The sequence below is a fragment of the Cupriavidus sp. FW305-F7 genome (genome assembly GCF_058782875.1).
This window is the reverse complement of the sequence record NZ_JBYSYC010000066.1, coordinates 12,146-35,284: the sequence shown is the minus strand read 5'-3', so window position 1 is coordinate 35,284 and position 23,139 is coordinate 12,146. Positions and strand designations below refer to the sequence as shown.

21 protein-coding genes are annotated in these 23,139 nt (G+C 69.0%); 4 read left to right on the top strand and 17 right to left on the bottom strand.

The features are described 5' to 3' along the window. The 7 genes from AC3WL8_RS36530 to AC3WL8_RS36500 form a co-directional block, all read right to left on the bottom strand. On the bottom strand, positions 1-199 hold a 199-nt coding region (locus AC3WL8_RS36530; RefSeq protein WP_492379906.1), incomplete at its 3' end, for a porin. 248 nt (positions 200-447) lie between these two features. After that, a complete protein-coding gene (locus AC3WL8_RS36525; RefSeq protein WP_013956277.1) occupies positions 448-1,272 on the bottom strand; it encodes an SDR family NAD(P)-dependent oxidoreductase in 825 nt (274 codons plus the stop codon). A gap of 26 nt (positions 1,273-1,298) precedes the next feature. Next, on the bottom strand, positions 1,299-1,715 hold the full coding sequence (locus tag AC3WL8_RS36520) for a MaoC family dehydratase (RefSeq protein ID WP_013956278.1): 417 nt from the start codon (positions 1,713-1,715) through the stop codon (positions 1,299-1,301). Positions 1,716-1,729: 14 nt separating this feature from the next. After that, the gene (locus tag AC3WL8_RS36515) at positions 1,730-2,170 is read right to left on the bottom strand and encodes a MaoC family dehydratase N-terminal domain-containing protein (protein WP_013956279.1); all 441 of its coding nucleotides are present in this window, start codon (positions 2,168-2,170) and stop codon (positions 1,730-1,732) included. A gap of 26 nt (positions 2,171-2,196) precedes the next feature. Further along, entirely contained in the window at positions 2,197-3,384 is a 1,188-nt protein-coding gene (locus AC3WL8_RS36510; RefSeq protein WP_013956280.1) for a lipid-transfer protein, read from the bottom strand. A gap of 38 nt (positions 3,385-3,422) precedes the next feature. Continuing rightward, positions 3,423-4,562 carry an acyl-CoA dehydrogenase family protein gene (locus AC3WL8_RS36505; RefSeq protein WP_013956281.1) on the bottom strand — a complete coding sequence of 380 codons (1,140 nt, stop codon included), beginning with the start codon at positions 4,560-4,562 and terminating at the stop codon, positions 3,423-3,425. 196 nt (positions 4,563-4,758) lie between these two features. Further along, positions 4,759-7,611, bottom strand: coding sequence for a winged helix-turn-helix domain-containing protein (locus AC3WL8_RS36500; protein WP_153956400.1), 2,853 nt, complete (start codon positions 7,609-7,611; stop codon positions 4,759-4,761). A 355-nt stretch (positions 7,612-7,966) separates the two neighbouring features. On the opposite strand from AC3WL8_RS36500, the gene AC3WL8_RS36495 reads away from it, so the two are divergent. Continuing rightward, a complete protein-coding gene (locus tag AC3WL8_RS36495) occupies positions 7,967-10,747 on the top strand; it encodes a winged helix-turn-helix domain-containing protein (RefSeq protein ID WP_013956283.1) in 2,781 nt (926 codons plus the stop codon). 30 nt (positions 10,748-10,777) lie between these two features. Here AC3WL8_RS36495 and AC3WL8_RS36490 read toward each other — a convergent pair whose 3' ends face one another. After that, positions 10,778-11,746 carry a Bug family tripartite tricarboxylate transporter substrate binding protein gene (locus AC3WL8_RS36490; protein WP_013956284.1) on the bottom strand — a complete coding sequence of 323 codons (969 nt, stop codon included), beginning with the start codon at positions 11,744-11,746 and terminating at the stop codon, positions 10,778-10,780. Between the two features lie 228 nt (positions 11,747-11,974). Next, a complete protein-coding gene (locus AC3WL8_RS36485; protein ID WP_492379905.1) occupies positions 11,975-13,138 on the bottom strand; it encodes a CaiB/BaiF CoA transferase family protein in 1,164 nt (387 codons plus the stop codon). Between the two features lie 221 nt (positions 13,139-13,359). Here AC3WL8_RS36485 and AC3WL8_RS36480 point away from each other — a divergent pair, with 221 nt between their 5' ends. Then, a complete protein-coding gene (locus tag AC3WL8_RS36480) occupies positions 13,360-14,082 on the top strand; it encodes a hypothetical protein (protein WP_013956286.1) in 723 nt (240 codons plus the stop codon). 92 nt (positions 14,083-14,174) lie between these two features. Here the strand turns inward: AC3WL8_RS36480 and AC3WL8_RS36475 are convergent, their stop codons facing one another. The 5 genes from AC3WL8_RS36475 to AC3WL8_RS36455 form a co-directional block, all read right to left on the bottom strand. Then, positions 14,175-15,914 carry a long-chain fatty acid--CoA ligase gene (locus AC3WL8_RS36475; protein WP_211980956.1) on the bottom strand — a complete coding sequence of 580 codons (1,740 nt, stop codon included), beginning with the start codon at positions 15,912-15,914 and terminating at the stop codon, positions 14,175-14,177. 31 nt (positions 15,915-15,945) lie between these two features. After that, a complete protein-coding gene (locus AC3WL8_RS36470; protein ID WP_193351053.1) occupies positions 15,946-16,116 on the bottom strand; it encodes a hypothetical protein in 171 nt (56 codons plus the stop codon). Positions 16,117-16,149: 33 nt separating this feature from the next. Beyond that, positions 16,150-16,548 (bottom strand): Zn-ribbon domain-containing OB-fold protein, encoded by a 399-nt coding sequence (locus AC3WL8_RS36465; RefSeq protein ID WP_013956288.1) that lies wholly within the window; start codon positions 16,546-16,548, stop codon positions 16,150-16,152. A 17-nt stretch (positions 16,549-16,565) separates the two neighbouring features. Continuing rightward, on the bottom strand, positions 16,566-17,732 hold the full coding sequence (locus AC3WL8_RS36460) for a thiolase family protein (protein ID WP_211982136.1): 1,167 nt from the start codon (positions 17,730-17,732) through the stop codon (positions 16,566-16,568). 86 nt (positions 17,733-17,818) lie between these two features. Then, positions 17,819-18,919, bottom strand: coding sequence for a CaiB/BaiF CoA transferase family protein (locus AC3WL8_RS36455; RefSeq protein WP_211980957.1), 1,101 nt, complete (start codon positions 18,917-18,919; stop codon positions 17,819-17,821). 26 nt (positions 18,920-18,945) lie between these two features. Here AC3WL8_RS36455 and AC3WL8_RS36450 point away from each other — a divergent pair, with 26 nt between their 5' ends. Next, positions 18,946-19,161: an N-formylglutamate amidohydrolase gene (locus AC3WL8_RS36450; protein ID WP_013956291.1), complete on the top strand. Its 216-nt coding sequence runs from the start codon at positions 18,946-18,948 to the stop codon at positions 19,159-19,161. 13 nt (positions 19,162-19,174) lie between these two features. On the opposite strand, the gene AC3WL8_RS36445 is transcribed toward AC3WL8_RS36450, so the two are convergent. Genes AC3WL8_RS36445 through wrbA form a run of 3 tightly spaced genes read right to left on the bottom strand, consistent with a single transcriptional unit; the run spans position 19,175 to position 21,618 of the window. After that, positions 19,175-20,593: an FAD-binding oxidoreductase gene (locus AC3WL8_RS36445; protein WP_153956398.1), complete on the bottom strand. Its 1,419-nt coding sequence runs from the start codon at positions 20,591-20,593 to the stop codon at positions 19,175-19,177. Between the two features lie 18 nt (positions 20,594-20,611). Further along, entirely contained in the window at positions 20,612-21,019 is a 408-nt protein-coding gene (locus AC3WL8_RS36440) for a DUF2069 domain-containing protein (RefSeq protein WP_013956293.1), read from the bottom strand. Continuing rightward, positions 21,016-21,618 (bottom strand): NAD(P)H:quinone oxidoreductase, encoded by a 603-nt coding sequence (gene wrbA, locus AC3WL8_RS36435; protein WP_013956294.1) that lies wholly within the window; start codon positions 21,616-21,618, stop codon positions 21,016-21,018. The genes AC3WL8_RS36440 and wrbA overlap by 4 nt, the downstream gene beginning before the upstream one ends. Before the next feature lie 166 nt (positions 21,619-21,784). On the opposite strand from wrbA, the gene AC3WL8_RS36430 reads away from it, so the two are divergent. Beyond that, the gene (locus AC3WL8_RS36430) at positions 21,785-23,131 is read left to right on the top strand and encodes a YihY family inner membrane protein (protein WP_013956295.1); all 1,347 of its coding nucleotides are present in this window, start codon (positions 21,785-21,787) and stop codon (positions 23,129-23,131) included. Positions 23,132-23,139 lie beyond the last annotated feature (8 nt).

The window sequence follows — 23,139 nt, the reverse complement described above, 5'->3', positions numbered from 1 at the left end:
GACTACGTAGAGCATCACGTAGCGCCGTAGGAATCCTCGTCCTTTCCGCCGTAAGGCGGCAGCCGAAGGCTGAGGACCGGGAGGATGTCAAATACTCGATCGATCCGTCGATGACCCCATACAGCGTCACGCCGGACTGTGCATTGGCGCTGCCTGCGGCCGCGCCAAGTACAGCCAGCGTGATAAGCGATTTCTTCATGCTAAGTCGTCTCCTGTCGGTTTTTATGGAAGGCGCTGGCCGGTTGCTACGCCCGGCTCTGTTCCATTAGACCTTTGTGCGTGGTGTCAGGCCCCCTCCTAAAAGGAGTGAATCGGGGTCTGGGTGTTGCCGTGCCGCACGGATGATGGCTGGAGGAGAGTCCCTATTGACTTGAGGTGGGGAGGCGGTTGGCGAAGCAAAAAAACGGGGGCTCGCCAATGCGAGCCCCCGCTTCGGTGCGGCTGGATTTACTGCACGTTGCCGGCGACCGCGATCACCTGGCCGGTGATGTAGTTGGAATCCGGCGAGCAGAACAGGTACACGCCGCCCGCGGCTTCTTCCGGGGTGCCCCCGCGGCCGAGCGGGTTGCGCTGGGCGTGCGTCTTCAGCGCTTCCGGGTTCAGGCCCACGCGGATCTCACGGCCTTCGATGTTGACCGTGGCGCCGGCCTTGGCGTCGGCCGAGGTCATGCGGGTGTGGATCAGGCCGAACGCCACCGCATTCACGTTGACGTTGAAGCGGCCCCACTCGCGCGCCATGGCGCGGGTCATGCCGATCACGCCGGCCTTGGCGCCGGAGTAGTTGATCTGGCCGGCATTGCCGTTCAGGCCCGAGGTCGACGAGATATTGACGATCTTGCGGTACACCTCGCGGCCGGCTTCCTTGTCGGCGGCGGCCAGTGCCTTAATATGCGGGTAGGCGGCGCGCAGGATGCGGAAGGGCGCGGTCATATGGCAGTCCAGAATGGCGTACCACTGCTCGTCGCTCATCTTTTGCACCACGTCGTCCCAGGTGAAGCCGGCGTTGTTGACGATGATGTCGATGCACTTGAAATTGCTCATCGCCGTGTTGATGAAGCGATCGGCAAAGTCCGGTGCGGACACGTTGCCCACGCAGGCCACGGCTTCGACGCCCATTGCCTTCAGTTCTTCGACGGTCTGTTGCGCCGGCTCGGCGTCCAGGTCATTGATGACCAGGCGTGCGCCTTCGCGTGCCAGCCGCATGGCGATGGCGTTGCCGATGCCGCGGCCCGAACCGGTGACCAGTGCCACCTTGCCTTCAAGTGCTCCCATTTCAGACTCCTTGTGCTTGATTGGATTTACAGGGCAACGATGGCGTCGCCGAGGATCTTGCTTTCGCCATACTGGTTGGCGGTCTGGATTTCCAGCCTGACGCGTTTCTCGCCGTCGACTTCCAGCTTCTCCACCACGCGGCCGGTGCAGGTGATGCGATGGCCCAGGTGCGTGATGCCGACAAAGCGCACGCCGAACTGGCGCAGCTGGCGCTGGTCCACCCACTGCGTCAGCAGGCGGCCCAGGTAGGCCATCGACAGCATGCCGTGGGCAAACACGTCGGGCATGCCGGCCTTGCGGGCGTAGTCGGTGTCGATGTGGATGGCGTTGTGATCGTTCGAGGCGCCGGCAAACAGCGCCAGCGTGGTGCGATTGATCGGTTCCAGCGTCAGCGGCGGCAGGGTGTCGCCCACCTTGACCTGGTCGAAGCTCAGTTTGCTCATGGGAGTTCTCCGGTTCAGCCGTTGCGATGCACCAGCACGCTGCGCAGGTCCGCCACGTGCTCGCCGTCCTGGTTGGCGACGCGCGTCTCGCGCACCACGAACTCCAGCGCGCCCCCCTTCTTGTCGTAGATGTCGGTGATGGTGGTCTTGAAGTGCAGCGTGTCGCCCGCATAGGCCATACAGTGGTAGTCGAAGGACTGCTCGCCGTGCAGGATGCGGTCCGGCCGGATGCCGAGTTCCTGGCGCCAGGCGCTGGGCGGCTGCGTCAGTTCGAGCGAGAACAGGAAGGTCGGCGGCAGCGGCAGGCCCGGGTGGCCGGCGTCGCGCGCGGCGGCCTCGTCGATATAGACCGGGTCGGTCTGGCCGGTGGCCTTGGCGAAAAAGCGCAGCTGGCTGGCCGGCGCGGAGGTGCGGAAGTCCGCAATCACCCGGCCGATATGTTTCTTGTCGATCATGGATGGGCTCCTGTGTCGGGGTGTGCTCAGGCGTGCTTCTGGTACAGCGTGACCACGCAGGCGCCGCCCAGGCCGAGGTTGTGCGTCAGGGCCAGGCGTGCGCCTTCGACCTGGCGCTGGTCGGCGGTGCCGCGCAACTGCTGGACCATCTCGTAGCATTGCGCCAGGCCGGTGGCGCCCAGCGGGTGGCCCTTGGACAGCAGGCCGCCCGACGGGTTGACCACCCACTTGCCGCCGTAGGTGTTGTCGCCGTCGTTGACCAGCTTCTCGGCGCCGCCTTCCGGGCACAGGCCGAGGCCTTCATAGGTCAGCAGCTCGTTCTGCGCGAAGCAGTCATGCAGTTCGATCACGTCGATGTCCTGCGGGCCGACGCCGGCCTGCTCATACACCTGCTGCGAGCCTTCGCGCGTCATGTCGAAGCCGACCACGCGGATCATGTCGCGTGCGTCGTAGGCGCTGGGGCGGTCGGTGGTCAGCGACTGGCCAGCGATCAGCACGTCAGTCTTCAGGCCCTTCTTGCGGGCGAATTCCTCCGACACCACGATGGCGGCGGCGGCGCCGCAGGTTGGCGGGCAGGCCATCAGGCGCGTCAGCACGCCTTCCCACAGCGCCGGCGCGGCCAGCACGTCCTCGGTGGTCAGCACGTTGCGGAACACGGCCAGCGGGTTGTTGGCGGCGTGGCGGCTGGCCTTGGCGCGGATCCTGGCGAAGGTTTCGAGCTTCGTGCCGTACTTTTCCATATGGGCCTTGCCGGCGCCCGAGAACTGGCGGATGGCATTGGGTAGGTCCTTGCGGTCGACCAGTTCGTCCACCAGGCCGATGGCGCGCTCCAGCGCCGGGGCGCGGTCGTCCCAGCGCGACTTTAGCGCGCCGGGCTGCATGAATTCGAAGCCGACAGCGAGCGCGCAGTCCACCGCGCCGCTCTGCACCGCCTGGCGCGCCAGGAACAGCGCCGACGAGCCGGTGGCGCAGTTGTTGTTCACGTTGATGACAGGGATGCCGGTCATGCCGACCTGGTACAGCGCCTTCTGGCCGCAGGTCGAGTCGCCGTACACGTAGCCGGCGTAGGCCTGCTGCACGTCCTCATAGCCGAGGCCGGCGTCTTCCAGCGCCTGGCGCACGGCGGTTGCGCCCATCACGTCATAGGTGTCGCTGCTGCCCGGCTTCTTGAACGGGATCATGCCGGCGCCGGCGACGAAAACCTTGCGAGTCATGTGTGTGCTCCGATGAGTGTTTGTCTTGGGATCAGTGCTTACAGCTTGCGCGCGATCAGATCGCGCATCACTTCGCTGGTGCCGCCGTAGATGCGGGTCACGCGCATGTCGGCAAAGGCGCGCGCCACCGGGTACTCCATCATGTAGCCGTAGCCGCCGTGCAGTTGCACCATCTGGTCCAGAGCGGTGCCCAGCACTTCGGTCGCATGGAGCTTGGCGATGGCCGCTTCTTCCAGCGTCAGGCGGCGGCGGATGTGCTCGCCGAGGTAGTGGTCGACCAGCAGCCGCACTGAGATCGCCTGCGTCTTGATGTCGGCCAGCTTGAACTTGGTGTTCTGGAAGTCCCAGACGGTCTGGTTGAAGGCCTTGCGGTCCTTGACGTAGGCCAGCGTGTGTTCCAGGCAGACCTCCAGCTTGGCGGCGGCGCTGACCGCGATTGACAGGCGCTCCTGCGGCAGCTCGGCCATCAGGTAGCCAAAGCCCTTGCCTTCCTCGCCCAGCAGGTTTGCCACCGGCACGCGCACGTTGTCGAAGAACAACTCGGCGGTGTCCTGCGCGTGCTGGCCGACCTTGTCCAGCTTGCGGCCGCGGCGGAAGCCCTCGCGGTCGGCTTCCACCACGATCAGGCTGACGCCGCGCGCGCCGGCGGCCGGGTCGGTCTTGCAGACCATGATGATCAGGTCGGCGTTCAGGCCGTTGCTGATGAAGGTCTTGCTGCCGTTGATCACGTACTCGTCGCCATCGCGGATGGCGGTGGTGCGGATCGCCTTGAGGTCGCTGCCGGTGCCCGGCTCGGTCATGCCGATGGCCAGGATGCTCTCGCCGGAGCAGACCTTGGGCAGCCAGCGCTGCTTCTGTTCCTCGTTGCCGATGCGGGCGATATACGGCGCGATGATGTCGGAGTGCACGCCGAAGCCGACCCCGCTCAGGCCGGCGCGGGCATACTCTTCGGCATAGATCGCGGAATGGCCAAAGTCACCGCCGCCACCGCCGTACTCGGTCGGCAGCGTCACGCACAGCAGGCCTTCGCGGCCGGCCTTGAGCCAGGTCTCGCGGTCGACCTTGCCGGCTTTGTCCCATTCGGCTTGCCTGGGCAGGCATTCGCGTTCCAGGAAGCGGCGCACGGTGGTGCGGAACATCTCGTGGTCGTCACGATAGATGCTGCGGTTGATTTCCATTGAGTACTCCGGATGTCGGTCTGCGGGAGGTAGCCTCAGCCCAGCAATGCGGCCGTTGGTATGGCGCTAAGGTACCGGGGAGGAGGGGGCCGCGAACACCACCCGCATCAGGTGGCCGGAGACAGCAAAGAGGGGGCCGTGCTTGGGTCGCGCGGCCTTGGGGGGAGGGAGAGGGGGAGAGGGGGCGGCCGCGCCGTCAGTGCGGCACGTCAGGCGGCTGGGCGCCGCCGGCCTGGTCCAGCTCGCGGTCGCGGGCGCGGGCCACGGCCTCGTCGCGGCTGCTGACGCCCAGCTTGCGGAAGATGTTGCGCAAGTGCCATTTCACCGTCTCCGGCGACAGACCCAGGCTACGTGCGATCTTCTTGTTGGGCAGGGCCTGGCCGAGCAGGCGCACGACATCGGCTTCGCGGTCGCTCAGTTGCTCAAAGCGCGCATCGGCCCTGGCCGGGCTGCCGGCGGGCGCGGCAGCCGCGGCGGTGCCGGCTTCTGTGGCTCGCGGCGGCACGGTGGCCTGCAGCCGTTCGACATAGAAGGCCAGCACCGGGTCCAGCGTGGTGTTCGCGGCCACGCGCACGATCTGGCCGAGTGCGCCGGGGCAGGCATCGATCACGCTACGCATCAGGCCGAGCCGGTGGCCCCGGCGCAACCCTTCCAGTACATGCGCGCGTGCCGCCTCGGCGTCGCCGCGGCGCGATGCCACCACGGCCGCCAGCATGTGCATCTGCGCCACGTGGCGTTGCCAGCCGCGCGCCTCGCAGTACGCGATCAGCGCTGCGGTGCGGGCCTCGGCCCCGCACATGTCGTCATGCGCCAGGCTGAGCAGCAGGTGGGCGCGCTCGTTCACCATGTGGATGGCGTCCAGCGAGCCGCGCGGCGCGTTGCGATGGCGCGCGGCAATGGCGTCCAGGCGCGCCAGCGCCGCCTCGGCGGCAGCGATGTCGCCGCTGGCCAGGTGCAGCCGGATCTGGTTGGCCAGGCTCTGCGCCACCAGCCGGTCCAGGCGCAGTTGCGTGCCGTAGTCTTCCAGCCGCTCCAGCTGCGCGAAGGCATCGAGCCGGTGGCCGCAGATCCAGTGCGCGGCTGCCAGCACGGTGTGCACCCGCAGCACCGAGTCGGGGATCGATACCCGTTCGAGCACGTCGACCCGGTCTTCCAGCAGCCGGCGCGCGGCCTCCAGGTCGTTCTGCTCATACAGCGCCTCGCCCAGCAGGGCTGCGGCAAAGTACTCCGGCTCGGCGCCGGCGCCGCCGTGGCCCGCTTGCTCGACTTCGCGCAGCACGTCGCGGGCGACGCGCTCGGCCTGGATCATGTTGCCTTCCAGCGCATGGCTGAAGCCGATCATGCAGCGCCCGTTGAGCATGCCGCTGGCGGTGCCCAGCAGCGGCACGCCGTCGATCACCAGCGGCGGTGCCTCGGTCTGGATGCGGCGGGCGCGCTCGTAGTCGCCCAGGTGCATATAGAGCCACGACAGCAGGTTGTTGCGCGAGCCGATAAACAGCGCCGGCATGTCGGCGGGCGCGCTCTCGATCTGCGGCAGCAGCGCCAGCGCGCCCTGGCTGTCGTCGCGCAGCAGCACCAGGGAAAAGCGCAGCAGCGCCAGCCGGTAGCGCAGCGAGGCGTCGCCCGGCGGGATGTCGGCTTCGAGCCGGTCCGCGGCCGCGGCGCACGCGTCCAGGTCGCGCGAGAACATCTGTGTGCGCAGTGCCAGCAGGCGCAGTTCGGGGCGCGACTGCACCTGGTCGGCGGGGATGGTGCGCAGCAGCCCGAGCGCCTTGCGCACCTCGCCGCGCATGATCAGGGTGTCGGCAAAGCGCTGCACCAGGTCGGCGGCGGTGTCGGCATCGCCGGCCAGAACCGCGTGGCGCACGGCTTCTTCCAGCATGCGATGGTCGCGGAACCAGCGCCACGCCGCCGCGTGCACGGCGCGCTGCTGGGCCTCGCTGCGCGAGCGGAAACGCTGGGCCAGGGTTTCGCGCAGCAGCGGATGCAGCCGGTACCAGGATTCGCGCTCGGGGCCCTGCGCCGGGGTAATGAAGAGGTTCTCCTGTTCCAGCCGCGCCAGCAGCGCCAGAATCTCGCCTTCACCCAGCGCCTGCTCGCCCAGGGCCTCGCACAGCGACGCGGTGAAGCGTTCGCACGCGGCGGCACGCACCAGCAGCTCGGCTTCGTCCGGCGCCAGGCGCGACAGCACCTCGCGTTCGAAATACTCGGCGAAGGCGCCAGCATCCTGCACGCTGGCCTGCACGAAGCCGGTGGCAAAGGTGAGGCCGCTGGCGTTGGCCTTCTTGCGTTTCCAGTGCGCGGCAAAGAGCTGCAGGCCGGCCACCCAGCCGTCGGTCAGCTCGTGCAGCATGCGCGCATCGCGCGGGCTGATCTCGCCCAGCTGGGCGCGCAGGAAATGCTGCGATTCAGCAAGCGTGAAGCGCAGGTCGCGCTGGTCCAGCTCCAGCAGCATGCCCTGGTCGCGCAGGCGCCCGAGCGACAGTGGCAGCGCCACGCGCGAGGCCAGCACCACATGGAAATTGGCCGGGGCATAGTCGAGCAGCCACTGCAGCGGCTCCAGCACGCGCGGCGCCGTCAGGTGGTGCATGTCGTCGAGCACCAGCGTCACGTCGCGCGGGTGGGCAGCAATGCCGCGCACCAGCGCGATGATGGCGCGCTCGACGGCTTCGTCGTCCGTGCCGCGGTCGGCCAGCATCATGGCTTCGCGCGTCAGCGCGGGGCTGACCTCGGACAGGCAGCCGAGCAGGCGGTCCAGCCAGCGCTGGCGCTCGTTGTCGGCCGGCTCCAGCGTCAGCGCGGCCATGTCAAAGCCGAGCGCCAGCAGGTCCAGCCGCCATGCGGTCAGCAGCGCGGTCTTGCCGTAGCCGGCCGGGCCCTGCAGCACGATGCAGCGCCGGCGCCGCGCCTCGGTCAACTGCGCCAGCAGGCGCTCGCGCGCGACCACGCGCGCCGCGCTGCGCAGCGAGGCCGGGCGGGACGGCTGCGAGACTGGCGCGGCGGGCTGGCTACGGGGAGCGGCTGGCGGATTGGCTGGCGTCTGGGGCATGGGCGAGGCAGGACGGTGCAGGTGAGGTGCGGAGGAAATGCGGGCGAGGCAGCGCGATGCCGGGCAAAGGCGGCACGTTGTCGCGATTGTACTGGCAGACGCGGCGCGGCGGCCAAGCCACGCCTGGCCAGCTGTCCGGGTGGCCAGGGTGAGACGCGCACAGCACCCGCAGGCCACCCGGAACAGGTGGGGAAGGGTTTGCCGGGTGTCCGGCCACAAGGCGTCGCCTTATATTCGCGCAGCGGCAAGCCCGCCGGCGAAGCGCGTGCCTTTTCATGCCTGCACGCCTTCGCCCCTTCATTGTCTTGCCGCTTCGTCCCTTTGTCCCGCTTCAATTGCGCACCGCTGGACGCCCATGGAAACCATACATGCTGCCGTCGCGACCCGCCTCGTGCCGCCGCGCCAGAACCGGCGCGCGATCGCGCGCGAGATCCTGCTGCAGCGCCTGCACGACGCCAGGCATGGCCGGCTGGTATTGCTGACTGCGCCTGCCGGCTATGGCAAGACCACCGTCATGGCGCAATGGCGCCACCGCCTGCTGGCCGGCGGCGCGCGCGTGGCCTGGCTCACGCTCGCGCCGGAGGACGACGACCTGGGACAGTTCTGCGCCAGCCTCGATGCCAGCCTGCGACAGGCTGGCATCCGCGTGTGCCGGCCCGGCCCGGAGTTCGGCTTCGACCCGGCGCACCCCACCGCGTTGCTGCCCGCGTTCGTCGCGCTGCTGGACGGCGTGCCGGGCGAGGTCTACCTGATGCTGGACGGGCTCGACCGCCTGCGGCACCCGGCCACGCTGGCCTTCCTGCAGGGCGTGCTGAGCGCGCGCCTGCCGCACCTGCATATCGTCGCCGCGGCGCGCGGCGAGGCCGGGCTGGCCCTGGGCCGGCTGCGCGCCGGCGGAGAACTGGCCGAAGCCGGCCGCGCCGAGCTGGCCTTCAGCGTTGCCGAAACCCTGGCCTTCGTGGGCCAGCGCGTGGAAGGGCGCACCGCGCGCCGGGAGAGCTCGCAAGCCGCGGTCGACACGGCGGTGGTGCTGCAGGAAGTCACCGAGGGCTGGCCCGCCGGCCTGGAGCTGGTTGCCGCATCGCTGCGCACGGGCCAGGAACCGGCGTGGCCGCATGCGCAATCTGCCGCCCTGCATGCCTACTGGCAGGAGGAGGTGACTGCCGGATTGCCGCCGGCGTTGCTGGACTTCATGCGCTGTCTCGCGGTGCCGCGCCGCATCCATGCTGAGCTGGCCGCGCTGCTGGCCGGCTGCGCGCAGGCACCCGCGCGCCTTGCCGAGATCGCCGCGCGCAGCCTGTTCCTGGAGGCAGCCCCGCCCGAGCCGGATGAGGTTGCCGATGGGAGCGGGCAGGGCTGGTACCGCTTCCACCCGTTGTTCCGGGCGCACCTGCTGCATGAACTGGAGCACGGCACGGGTCCCGGGCCGCATGGACTGCCCGAGTTGCAGCGGCTGCACGGGCTTGCGTCCGCGTGGCTGGACCGTTGCGGCAAGCCGGCGGAGGCGATCGGACACGCGCTGTGCAGCGGCGACTTTGGCCGTGTGCTGGCGCTGGTGGAGGCCACCGCGGCCCACTTGCCCGGCGTCAGTCCGCTGCGGGACTTCCTGCAATGGGCCGACGGCATTGCACCCGCGCGGCTGGCGTTGCACCCGGCGCTGCTGCTGGCCTCGGCATGGGCATGCGTGGTATCGGTGCGGCCGCAGCACGCCGAGCACTGGATCCGGCGCTGGGAAGCCAGTGCCGGGCCCGGCGTGGATACCGTGGTGCACGCCACGATGATGCGCGCGACCATTGCCGCGCAGCAGGACGACCACGCGCGGGTGCAGGTGCTGCTCGACAGCCTGCAGGGCAGGCCGCAGGGCAATCCCGCGCTCGAGCAGATCCGCATGAGCCTGGCGTTGCGCTACGGCACCCTGCTGGGCTGCCAGCCCCGCTCGCGTGCGCCATACCGCTGCGCGGCGCAGCCCGGCGACACCGAGATCGCGCTGATGGGTGCCGGCACGCTGGCGCTGACGGCCTGGATCGAGGGCAACGCTTACGAGACACTGCGGCTCGGCACGGACGTGCTGGCGGCCGCGCAGCATGCCTATGGGCGCCGCTCGATCGCGGCCAGCCTGTGCGCGGTGGCGGTGGCTGCAGCACTGTACGAGCAGGACCGCATCGCCGAAGCCAGCCAAGTGCTGGCGGGCCGGCTGCAGACGCTGCGCACCGGCACCCCGGACGTGCTGATCGAAGCGGCGCTGTGCCATGCGCGGCTGCAATGGCTGGCAGGCGCGCGCCATGAAGCCCTGGCGGAACTGGTGGAAGCCGAAGCCATGTTCCACCGCCGCGGCCTGCCGCGCGGGGTGGCGCGCGTGGCGGCCGAGCGCCAGCGGCTGGCGCTGCTGGGCAAGGACCTGCGCCACGCGCAGCGGCTGCAGGCCTCGCTGGAGGAACTGGGCCGGCAAGATCCGGGCGATACACCGCGCGGCCAGGAAATCGCCGCTGTTGCGGCACTGGGCCGCGCACGGCTGGCGCTGGCGCAAGGCGAGCCCGCGCTGGCGCTTGCCGCGCTTGGCACCGTGCGCGGCCTGTACGTGGCTTCGATCCGGGAACCGCTGCTTGTGACTGTAGACCTGCTGCAGGCCACCGCGCTCGACGACCTCTATCGTCCCGATGAAGCGGCGCCGTATCTTGAAGCCGCGCTGGCAGCGGGCGAGCGGCTGGGGCTGGTGCGCACTTTCCTCGATGAAGGCGAACGTACCTTCGGCTTGCTGGCAGGCATGGCTGGCAGGGAGGACGGTGGCGCGGCGGGGCGCGGGGCTTACCTGGCGCGCCTGTGCGAGGCCGCCGCGATGACGGCGCCGCCGCCCGGGCCGGCCGAGCACAGTCCGGAGCCCGCCGCCGCGCCGGCTGCGTTGCCGGCCACGCTGCCGCCGGCCGACGTCGGCAAGGGCCGGCTGCTGACCCCGCGCGAGCGCGAGATCCTGGCGCTGCTGGAGCAGGCGATGTCGAACAAGCGCATTGCGCTGGTGCTCAACCTGAGCGTCGACACCGTCAAGTGGAACCTGCGGCAGATCTACGCCAAGCTCAACGTGTCGCGCCGCTACGATGCCATCTTGGTGGCGCGCAGCGCGGCGCAGCGGCCGGGCTGACCGTACCGGCCACCCGGCCGCGCGCTGGCCTTATTCCGCGGTGGCGCCGCTGGCCTTGATCATCTGGGCGATCACGGGCTCGGTCGCGTCGAATTCGCGCCGGAACTCCGCCGGCGAGTTGCCCACCGGATCCATGGCCAGCGCATCGAGCCGCGCGCGCATGGTCGGCGACTGGATCGACGCCCGCGCTTCGGTCTCGAGCCTGGACAGGACCGCCGCCGGCGTGCCGGAGCGCGCGAACAGGCCAAGCCAGGCTGGCGAGCGCAGTTCCTGCTGCTTCAGCCCGGCCTCGGCCATGGTCGGTACGTCGGGCAGCTCCTTGATGCGCTTGTCGCCCATCACCGCCAGGGCCGTCAGCCGGCCGCTCTTGATATGCGGGCCGAGCGTGCTCATCGAGCCGATCGCCCAAGCGATGTTGCCGGCGATCATGTCCTGCGCCATCGGTGCCTCACCCTTGTAGGCCACGTGCGCCATGTCCAGGCCGCGCACCTGATTCAGGTGCGCGCCGACCAGGTGCGGGAAGGTGCCGACGCCATAGGAGCCGTAGCTGACCTTGCCCTTGTTCTTCGCGGCCCAGTCGAGAAACTGCTGCATGTTCTTTGCCGGCACGTCCCGGCTCACCACCAGCACGATCTTGCCGACCGACACCTCGGTGATGAAGGCCAGGTCCCGGCGCACGTCGTACGGCACGTTGCGGTACAGGTGCGGCGTGTTGATCAGCGGCGAAGAGTGGCTGAGCAGGATCGTGTAGCCGTCCGGCGCGGCACGCGTAATGGCCTGCACGGCGATCACGCCCGCGCCACCGGGCTTGTTGTCGACGATGATGGTTTGCCCGAGACGCTTGCCCATGTCCTCGGCCAGCGCGCGCGCCACGGTGTCGGTGGCGCCGCCGGGCGGGCCCGGAACGACAAAGGTGATGGGACGCGACGGGTAGCTCTGGGCACCGCAGACGGCGCTCCATGCCATCACTGCCATCGCGATCAGGGACTTCATGCGCATGATGTGATACCTCGGGAAAGGGAATAGGAAACTGCGTAGCAAGAAGGGCTGCATGTGGGAAGTTATAGGATGCCCGGCACCTTGCATGCCCCCCATATCGGCTGGGCGGGATTGCCCTAGGTGCCGGCCAGTCGGGCAGAAAAAAAGAATGCTCCGGCACGAGGCCGGAGCAAAACACGCAGCCGGACGATGCGGCCAGGTGGAGATTGTGTTGTACCGCGCAGTCCCTTAGCGCTCTGCCATCAGCCCCAGGCCCTGTGCCTGCAACTGGGCCACGCCATCGGCATCGAAGCCCCAGTCGCGCAGCGCGGCGGCGCCATGCTCGCCACGCGCCGGCGCGGGCCCGGAGATCTCGGATGGCGTACCGAGGAAGCGCGGCGCCGGTGCCGGCTGCACCACGCCAGCGACTTCGACGAAGCTGCCGCGTGCGCGGTGATGCGGGTGGTTGGGGGCTTCGCTGAATTCCAGCACGGGTGCGATGCAGGCATCGCTGCCTTCGAACACGGCGCACCATTCGTCGCGCGTGCGGGTCAGGAAGACGGCCTCGAACTGCTCGCGCAGCACCGGCCAGCCGTTGCGGTCGTACTGGGCCGGCAGGTCCTTGCCGGCAAGGCCCAGCTTGTCCAGCAGCTCGGCGTAGAAGCGGCCCTCGACCGGGCCGATCGACATGTACTTGCCGCCGCGCGTGCGGTAGTTGTCATACCAGGGCGCGCCGCCGTCGAGCACGTTGGCCTGGCGCTCTTCGCGCCAGTTGCCCGAGGCCAGCAGGCCCCAGAACACCGCGCCGAGTTGCGCAGCGCCTTCGGTCATGGCCGCGTCGACCACCTGGCCCTTGCCGCCGCGCTGCACATTGAGCAGTGCCGCCACCACGCCAAGCGCCAGTAGCATGCCGCCGCCGCCATAGTCGCCGACCAGGTTCAGCGGCGGCACTGGTGCTTGCCCGGCGCGGCCGATACCCGACAACACGCCGGACAGCGCGACATAGTTCAGGTCGTGGCCGGCACGGTCGGCCAGCGGGCCGGTCTGTCCCCAGCCGGTCATGCGCGCATAGACCAGCCTGGGGTTGAGCGCCAGCGCGGCGTCGGGCCCCAGGCCCAGGCGTTCCATGGTGCCCGGGCGGAAGCCTTCGATCACCACGTCGGCGCGTTCGACCAGCGCCAGCGCTGCGCGCTGCGCTTGTGGCTGCTTCAGGTCCAGCGTGACCGAGCGGCGGCCGCGTCCGGTGATATCCACGCGCTTGCCGGTGGCCGACTTGGGCCCCAGGTCGGCCGGCGCCGCCGGGCGGTCGACGCGCAGCACGTCGGCGCCCATGTCGGCCAGCAGCATGGCGCCGAACGGGCCCGGCCCGATGGCTTCGAATTCCAGTACGCGGATTCCGCTCAGTACACCCATGGTGGTTCTCCTCTTGCCCAGTCCTGTTTGCATGGGACGCACCCATGCCCTTGATTGCGTTTTTGCACTGGCTGCAAGTAGACCAAAAGCGGGCGCCCCCGAGCCCCACCCGTATCAGGTAGTAGGCCGCCCACCCTTCCTGCGGTGCACAAATGCGCTCCTATAATCGGTTCACAGCGGCCGCAGTGCAGGCCGGAAGACGAAGTGAGCCGGAGCCAGAAGTGAGCAATACCCAGCGCGCAATCGCATCGCCAAGGCGGACACGGCAGGCCGCACGCCTGTTGCCGGTCCTGAGCGAGCTCAGGCAGGAGGTGCGCTCGCTGAGCCGGCGTGCGCATCGTCTGGCGCTCGCCCAGGCCGGTGGTGATGACGACGCCTGCCGCCATCAGCTGGCGCAGTTGTTCGAGCGCTGGATCGAAGACGGCTCGCCACGCGCCCAGGTGGTCTGCTTTGCCTCGGCCGCCGAGTTCGGCCTGCCGCTGCACCGGCATGCCGAGCGCTGCCGCGCCGCCGCGACGTGCGACGGCTCCGATGCGGTGCGCGCCTTGTACTGGGCGGCGCTGCACCGCACGCGCAGCCGCGTTGGCATGACCGCGCAGATGGAAGATGCGCAGGCCGCAGTGCTGCCCGCGGTGGCGCCGGCGCCACCGGCTGGCGCGCAGCTGCGGGTGCTGCCCGCCGCATCGGTGCGGCCGCTGTGCCGCCGCTGCGAGCGGCTGCGCCTGGATGCGCGCTGCGCCAATGGCCACGGTGCCTTGCGCCCGCTGGGCGACATGCAATGGCGCAGCCTGGCCGCCGGCGTGCAATGCCAGACGCGCGAGCACCAGTGCGATACCTGCAGCACGCGCTGGACCCAGCACCGCAGCGCGGCGGATCCCTTTACGGCCTGGACCATCAGCCGGCGCGGCAACGCAATCCCGGCAAGGGACGCATTGACGGCCTGAATGCAATGCACCGGCCATGCAGCAATGGCCGGCAATAACAGAACGGCGCGCCGGACCTTGCGGACCGGCGCGCCGTTTTACTTGCGGCTGGGCTAGGCCTTGTGGTTCGCCAATGGAGCGCCCTGCATCTCCTGCTCCTGCAGTTCGCGCCACGCGATCTTGCCGGTGGCGGAGCGCGGCAGGCGCTCGACAAACTGCACGATGCGCGGCGCCTTGTAGGTCGCCATGCTGGTACGGCACCAGGCCAGCAACTCTTCCTCGGAAACGCCGGCGCCGTCACGCCGCACGATCACGGCCTTCACCGTCTCGCCCCGATGCGGATCGCGCGCGGCGATCACGCAGGCTTCCAGGATCGCAGGGTGGGTATGCAGGATCGCTTCCACCTCGGCCGGCCACACCTTGTAGCCCGAGGCGTTGACCATGCGCTTGAGGCGGTCGCGCATGACGAAGTAGCCGTCGGCATCGACGCTGGCAAGGTCGCCGGTACGGAAGAAGCGCTTGCCGTCGATCGTGATAAAGCTCTCGGCATTGGCGGCGGGCTGGTTCCAGTAGCCCAGCATCACCTGCGCGCCGTGCACCACGATCTCGCCGACCTCGCCGCGCGGCACTTCGGCCAGCGTGGCGGGATCGATGACGCGCGCGTCGACGCCGTAGGTCGGCACGCCCAGGTGCCCGGTGCGCGGTGCGGCGAGAGGGTTGGCGATGATGAACGAGGCGGTCTCCGTCAGGCCGTAGCCTTCGACAAACTGCAGCCCGTAGCGCTCCTTCATCACCCGCGCGGTGCTGTCGGGCACCGCCGCGCCGCCGCCGACCACGCAGGCCAGGCTGCTCAGGTCGAATGACTCGATATCCGGCTGCGCGAAGAACTCCACCAGCATCGGCGGCGGCGCCGCCCAGAACGTGACGCGATGGCGCGCTACCAGCTGCGCCGCGGTGCGCCGGTCCCAGCGCGGCAGCAACACGATGGTGCCGCCCATGTAGACCGGCGCATTGACGCCGTTCTGCAGCCCGAGCAGGTGGAACATCGGCGCCACCGCCAGGAAGGTCGACTCCGCGTGCGAGCGCCGCCATAGCTGCGAACCCGCCACCGACACCATCACCGTGCGGTGCGTGTGCATGCAGGCCTTGGGCGCCCCGGTGGTGCCCGAGGTGTAGGGCAGCATGCACAGGTCGTCCAGGCCTGCGGCGCGCGGCGATGGCGTGGAGCCGGCGGCCATGGCCTGCTGCCAGTGGACTGCGCCGGCCGGCAACGCCGAGCCGGACGAGCGCTGCTGCACCCAGTCCGGAATCGCGAGGCTGTCGTCGGGCTGCGCGGGCAGGGCATCGCCATAGTGATGCACGATCACGTGGCGCAGCGGCGTGGTGCCGACCAGCGGTGCCACCTGCCCGACCAGCTCGCTTGCGGCAAACGCGGCCACCGCGTCGCTGTCGGTGACGATATGGCGTAGCTCGTCTTCCAGCAGCATGGCATTGGCCGGCACCACCACGGCATCGGCGCGCAGGATCGCGTAGTAGGCCACGATGAACTGCGGGCTGTTCTGGCTGAGCAGCACCACGCGGTCGCCTCGGTGCACGCCGCATGCCTGCTGCAGGTAACCGGCCATGCGCTCCACCTGCGCCAGCAGTTCGGCATAGGTGGTGGCGCCGTGGTAGAACTGGACCGCGACCTTGTCGGGGAAGCGCCGGGCCGAGATTTCAAGGTTCTCGGCCAGCGTGGTGTGCGGCATATGGAAAACGCGCGGCACGTCGCCGAGCGCCACTGCGGCATCCACCGCAAGCGGGCCAGTGGGGGCGGCGGCGACGCCTGCATCGGGCAGATCGTTGTGGGTCATGGTGGTCCTCTCTGTCATGTTGCAGTTGCCGTCAGAACGCGGTATCGCCATCCAGCAGCCGGCGGCCGCTCTCGTCGTAGGCAGTGCGTTCGCTGCCCAGCAGGGCGCGGTGCTCATGCACCAGCGCGGCCACTTCGCGGTCGATGGCTTTGATCAGCGCACCGCCGAATTCGACCCATTCGCCCGGGGGCTGGAAATCCATGTTGCTGCTCTCCTTGACAGGTTCAGCCCGGCCTCAGGCCAGCGTGAAAGTCGGTACCGGGGCGCCGCCATCGCTGGGCGAGAACTTCACCTGCACCTTCTGCCCGATCCGCACCGTGTCGAGGTCGCAGTCGACGATATGGGTCATCATGGTCACGCCTTCGTCCAGCGTGACGTAGGCGATGCAGAACGGATTGGGACCTGCGCGGCGCGTCACGCTGAAGCTGTAGATCGTGCCGCGGCCGCTGGCCGGCTTCCATGAGGTGGTGCCCATGCAGAACGGGCACAGCACGCGCGGATACCAGTGGGGCTTGCCGCAGTCGTCGCAGACCTTGAACAGCAATTGCCCTTCGCGCGCGGCCTGCCAGAAGGGCAGGTTGTCGGGCTGCTCGTCCGGCGCCTTGTAGGCAATGGGGGTATGTGGGGTCGTCATGTCATTGCTCCCGCGCATTATTCACGTTCAAGGATCAGGGTGGCGCTGCCGTGGCGCGAGCCCAGGTAGCCGCCGGTGCCTTGCGCCAGCGCCAGGTCGCAGTTGGCGACCTGCACCGCCGGGTGGGCTTCGCCGCGCAGCTGGCGCACGGCCTCGATGACCTTGGTGATGCCGCCGCGGTTGGCCGGATGGTTGTTGCACAGGCCGCCGCCGTCGGTGTTGAAGGGCAGCTTGCCGACGCCGGAGATCAGGTTGCCGTCGGCGACGAACCTGCCGCCTTCGCCTTTCTTGCAGAAGCCCAGGTCTTCCAGCTGCATCAGCACGGTGATGGTGAAGCTGTCGTAGATCGACGCGTACTTGATGTCGGCCGGCGTGACGCCCGCTTCGGCGAACGCCGTCGCGCCCGAGAAGCGCGCGCCGGACCAGCTCAGATCGACTTCTCCACCGAGCTGGCCCTTGATGTACTCGCCGGCGCCGCGGATCTTCACCTTGGGCCTCTGCAGCGTGGCGGCGATTTCCGGGCGCGCCACGACCAGCGCGCCGCCGCCGTCCGATACCACGCAGCAGTCGAGCTTGTGCAGCGGATCGGAAATCATCGGCGAGTTCAGCACGTCCTCGACCGTGACCACGTCGCGCAGCATGGCATGGGGGTTGTGCTGCGCGTGGTGCGACGCGGCCACCTTGACCCAGGCGAGCTGCTCGGCAGTGGTGCCATATTCGTGCATATGGCGCATGGCCGCCATCGCGTACAGGTTGACGGTGACCGGGCTGAAGGGGCTCTCGAACGGCGCGTCGGGCAGGTTGGCGCCCCAGTTGCGCGCCTGGGTGCCGCTGGAGCCTTCCGAACGCGGGCGGCCCGCCAGCGTGATCAGGGCCACGTTGCACTTGCCGGCCGCGATGGCCTGCGCCGCGTGCGAGACATGGACCAGGTAGGCCGAGCCGCCGGTGTCGGTGGAGTCGACATGGCGCACCTTGAGGCCGAGATAGTCGACCATATTGATCGCGCCCAGTCCGGGCGCGTCGCCGGCGCAGAAGTAGCCGTCCACGTCAGCCAGCGTCAGGCCCGCGTCTTGCAGTGCGCCCTTGGCGCTTTCGGCGTGCAGCTGCGCCACCGACTTGTCCGGTGCCTTGCGGGTCGGGTGCTCATAGGCGCCGACGATATAGGCCTTGCCGTTGATGCTCATCATTTCTCCTCTCGTGCGTCAAATGGTGCTACGCATGGATATTGCAGCGGTTTGGTCATTCTGTCCTGAGGGGCCTGTAGACCGGCCTACCGGATGGCCCCCGCCGCGCGCATGTGCACGATCTCTTGCTTCCCATAGCCCGCCGCCAGCAGGATCGCGTCGGTGTGCTCGCCAAGCATGGGCGCGCGCTGGCGTACCGCGCCGGGGGTGGCGCTGAGCTTGATCGGCACGCCGGCGATCTTGACCGGCGTGGCCGAGCCCGGTTGCTCAACGTCGACCAGCATTTCGCGCACGCGGTAGTGCGGGTCCGCGAAGATCTCCGCGGAGGTGTAGACCGGACCGAACGGCACCTTGCCGCCCAGGCACTGTGCGATCTCCTCTTTGGTGCGCGCGGTGCTGAACGCTTCGATGGCGTCGATCACTTGTTGCGCGTTGCGCACACGCGCGGCGTTGGTGGCGAAGTCCTCGTCGGTGGCCATCTCGGGGCGGCCGATGGCATGGGCCAGCTTGGCCCAGAACGCGTCGGTGGCGCAGGCGATCGAGACATGGCCATCGCGGGCGCGGAACAGGCCGAACGGGCACAGCAGCGGGTGGCGGTTGCCATCCGGCGCAGGCACGGTGCCGGTGTAGGAGGTCTGGTAGACGATGCGCTCGCACATGGCCAGCACGGCGTCGGTCATGGCCACGTCGACGAACTGGCCTGCGCCGGTCTCGCGCACACGATGCACAGCGGCCAGGATGCCGATGCACAGCATCAGCGCCGGCACGGTGTCACCGACGCCGGGGCCGATCTTGGTCGGGGTGTCGCGGTCCGGGCCGGTGATTCCCATCATGCCGCCCATCGCCTGCGAGACCACGTCATAGGCCGGCCATTGCGCATAGGGGCTCTCGCCGCTGCGCGGATCGCCGAAGCCGCGCACGGTGCCGTAGACCAGCCGCGGATTGGTCTCGCGCAGGGTTTCATAGGCCAGCCCGAGGCGTTCCATCACGCCGGCGCGGAAGTTCTCGACCACGATGTCGGCACCGTCGATCAGCTTGCGGACGATCTCGCGGCCCTTGTCGGTCTTCAGGTCGACTGCGATCGATCGCTTGTTGCGGTTCACGCTCTGGAAATAGCCGCCAAAGTCGCGCAGCGTGTCGTCGGCGCAGAAAGGGCCGGTGACGCGCGTGCCGTCGCCGGTCGACACAGTGCCTGCGCGGCTACGGCTACCGGGTGGGCATCAACTGGCCGTACAAGGGGGCGGAGCTGATCCGCGCCTATGCCGACCCGGCGCGCGGCCGCCACAGCCTGCAGATCGAAATCAACCGCGCGCTTTATATGGACGAGGCAAGGCTCGCGCAGCACCGCGGCTTCGCCGTGCTGCGCGGCCATCTCGACCAGTTGCTGGAGGCGGTGGCGGCATTTATCCGCGAGGCACTGGCGCGATGATGGCGCGGCGCGCTCAGATAACCTTGCCCGGATTCATCAGCCCCTGCGGATCGAGTGCGCCCTTGATCGCGCGCATCATGGCCAGCTCGACCTCGCTCTTGTAAAGCCGGTTTTCCTCGCGCTTGAGCTGGCCGAGCCCGTGCTCGGCGGAAATCGAGCCGTTATGCGAGCGCACGCTGTCGTGCACGATGCGGTTGACCTGGTCCTGGTGGGCCAGGAAGGCGTCATGGTCGACGCCTTCCGGCGGCGACACGTTGTAGTGCAGGTTGCCGTCGCCAAGGTGGCCGAAGGTCACCATGCGTGCGCCGGGGAAGGCGTTCTGCAGCAGCGCGTCGGTGGTCTCGATAAAGTCCGCCACACGCGACACCGGCACGGCGATATCGTGCTTGATGTTCTTGCCGTCTTCCACCTGCGCCAGCGGGATATGCTCGCGCAGGTTCCAGAAATCACGCGACTGCTGCACCGATTCCGCCACCACCGCGTCGGCGACCACGCCGGCATCGAAGGCGGCCGACATCATGGTTTCGAAGATGCCGCGCGCATGGGCTTCGCTTTCGCTGTCGGACAGTTCCAGCAGCACCAGCTGCGGGTGGATGTCTGCGAACGGATAGCGCAGCTGCGGGAAGTGCCGCGTCACCAGCGTCATGCTGAGCGCGGACATCAGCTCGAACCCGGTCAGCATGGCGCCCGCATGCGATTGCGCGATGGCCAGTAGCGCCAGCGCGGCGCGCGGGCTCGGCACCGCGGCCAGCGCGGTGACCGAGGCGCGTGGCAGCGGGAACAGCTTCATTACCGCGGCGGTGATGATGCCCAGCGTGCCTTCGGCGCCGATAAAAAGGTCGCGCAGGTCGTAGCCGGTGTTGTCCTTGCGCAGCCCGCGCAGGCCGTGCCAGATCTCGCCCGACGGCGTCACCACTTCCAGGCCCAGGCACAGCTCACGCGTGTTGCCGTAGCGCAGCACCGCGGTGCCGCCGGCATTGGTCGACAGGTTGCCGCCGATGGTGCAGCTGCCTTCGGCCGCCAGGCTCAGCGGAAACAGCCGGCCGTGCTCGCGCGCCACTTCCTGCAGGTGCTGCAGCACCACGCCGGCCTCGACCGTGATGGTGTTGTTGAGCGGATCCACCTGGCGGATGCGGTGCAGCCGCTGCAGCGAGACCACCACCTGGTCCTGCCCGGCCACCGGCGTGGCGCCGCCGCACAGGCCGGTGTTACCGCCTTGCGGCACCACGGCGATCTTGTGCGCATGGCAGGCATGGACCACCTCGGCGACCTCCTCGGTGGTGCCGGGGCGCAGCACCGCCAGCGCCTCGCCGCGATAGCGCTTGCGCCAGTCGGTCAGGTAGGGCGCCTTGTCGGCTGCATCGGTCAGCACGTGCTGCGCACCCAGCGCGGCGCGGCACAGTGCGAGGAAGGAGTCTTGAGGCGAGGTCATGGCGATGGCGGAATGGGGTCAGGACTTGGGCGCGGCTGGCTTGCCGGCCGCCCGGGCGCGGCGCTTGTAGGGGCGAAGGTACAGGATGGTGCTGGTGAAGTACACCAGCGTCAGCGCCACCTCCACCCACGCCAGCGTGGACGAGGGGGCGCGGTCGCTGGTGGCGCGCACGATGCCCTCGGTGAAGAACAACAGGATCAGCATCGACGACCACTGCATGGTGTAGCGGTTGCGCGTCAGCAAGCCGCGCAGCGGCAGCAGCAGCGGCAGGAACTTGATGATCAGCCACGACCCCCCGGGGCGCAGCGGCGCCAGGAACCATTCCCAGGCAATGCACAGCACCATCAGCGCCAGCAGGCTGCCCACGCTGAACCGGTACAGCCAAGGGCTGTGCAGCGCCTGGTCGCTCTCGGGGATGGGGCTCATGCCGCGTCTCCCGCCAGGCGCAGCGCGGTCTGCGCCAGCCGCCGGCCCATGGCGATGGCCAGTCCAGATTCGTCTTCCGTGACCGGGCCGCGGTTGTCGCCGTGGGCATGGTGGCTGGGGCCGTAGGGCGTGCCACCGGAGGCCGTGGTCATCAGGCCCTTCTCGGAATACGGCAGGCCCAGGATCAGCATGCCGTGGTGCAGCAGCGGCAGCATCATCGACAGCAGCGTGGTTTCCTGCCCGCCGTGCAGGCTGCCGGTGGCGGTGAACACGCAGGCCGGCTTGCCGGTCAGCGCGCCCGACAGCCACTGCGCCACGGTGCCGTCCAGGAAGTACTTCATCGGCGCGGCCATGTTGCCGAAGCGGGTGGGGCTGCCCAGGGCCAGGCCGGCGCATTCCTCCAGGTCGCGCAGCTCGGCATAGGGCGGGCCGTCGGCCGGGATATCGGACGCGGTTGCCTCGCACACGGTGGAAACCGGCGGCACGGTGCGCAGCCGGGCCTGGGCGCCGGGGACGCTGTCAATACCGTTGGCAATCAGTTCGGCAAGTTTGCGGGTGCTGCCGTGGCGGCTGTAATACAGGACGAGGATGTCGGTCATGGAGCGGGATGGCCGGCGGTGGCGGGGTGGTGTTGCGCGAAGGATGCCGGAAGCAATGCGCGTATTATAGATGCGCCCCCCGCGCCATCTCCCATCGGCTTCGCGCCCCCGGTGCCGCGGGCCGCCTGTTTATCCGTCAGAACCAGATCCAGGAGGTCGTTTGCGCATGATTGGACCCCGCGTTGCCCGCCTGCGCCGGGAATGGAACCTGCAGAAGGTACGCGCCCTGGCGCGCTATGCACTGCGCCGCGCCGGCGAAGACCGGCTGCCGCAGGTCTCGGCCAGCCTGACCTTCACCACCGTGCTGGCCGTGGTGCCGGTGCTGACGGTGGCGTTCGCGCTGCTGGCCGCGTTCCCGGTGTTCCGCGACTTCCGCAACGCCATCGAGTCGTTCCTGTTCCAGAACCTGATCCCCGGCAACGTCAGTGAATCGATCCAGCGCTACCTCGGCATGTTCGCCAAGAGCGCGCGCGGGCTGACCGCAATGGGCCTGGGCGGACTGATGGTCACCTCGGTGCTGACCATGCTGACCGTGGAAGATGCGCTCAATGCGATCTGGCGCGTCAAGCAGCGCCGCCCGCTGGCGCAGCGGGTGCTGGTGTTCTGGGCGGTGCTGACCTTCGGGCCGGTGCTGATCGGCGCGAGCCTGTCGATCAGCTCTTACCTGATCTCGGTCTCGGCGGGCTATGTCGGCACCATGCCGGTGGGGCTGGGGCTGCTGGTGGGCGCAACGCCGGTGCTGCTGTCGGCGCTGGCCTTTGCCTTCCTGTACACGGCGGTGCCCAATGCCTATGTCGAATGGCGCGATGCCATCGTGGCGGGCCTGGTGGCGGCGATCGCGTTCGAGTTTGCCAAGCGCGGCTTCGGCTATTTCATCACGCATATCCCGACTTACACGGCGGTCTACGGCACCTTCGCGGCGCTGCCCATCTTCCTGCTCTGGATCTACCTGAGCTGGCTGGTGACGCTGCTGGGTGCGACCATCGCCGCCAACCTGCCGGTGATCCGGCAGGGCTACTGGCGCCGCCGCACCTTTGCCGGCAGCGAGTTCTTCGACGCGCTGGGCGTGCTGCTGCTGCTCTACCGCGCGCGCGACGAAGTGCCGCGCAGCGTCGGCGAACTGGACCTGGGCCGTAAGCTGCGGGTTGAGGCCGATTACCTGTCGGGCCTGCTGGGCAAGCTCAAGGCCTTGCACCTGATTGGACGCCTGCAGCAGGAGCGTGGCCAGGCCCACTGGGCGCTGCTGTGCGATCCGTCGCAGGTGACGCTGCGGACGTTGCATGACCGGTTGGTGCTGAACCTGCCGCGGCTGCCGCGCACGGCGCTTGCGCAGCAGCTTCGCGGCGCCGATGCGCTCAAGTCGATTCTGGACAATCCGCAGCTGGACCAGACGCTGGAGGCGGTGTTCCGGCAGCAGCCGGCCGATCTGCCGCCGACTGAAGGAGATGGGGGGAGCCATCTGCAGCGGCGCACGCTGGAAGTGGTGCCGCCGGGCTGGCATGGGCAGGTGTAAGGCCCGGG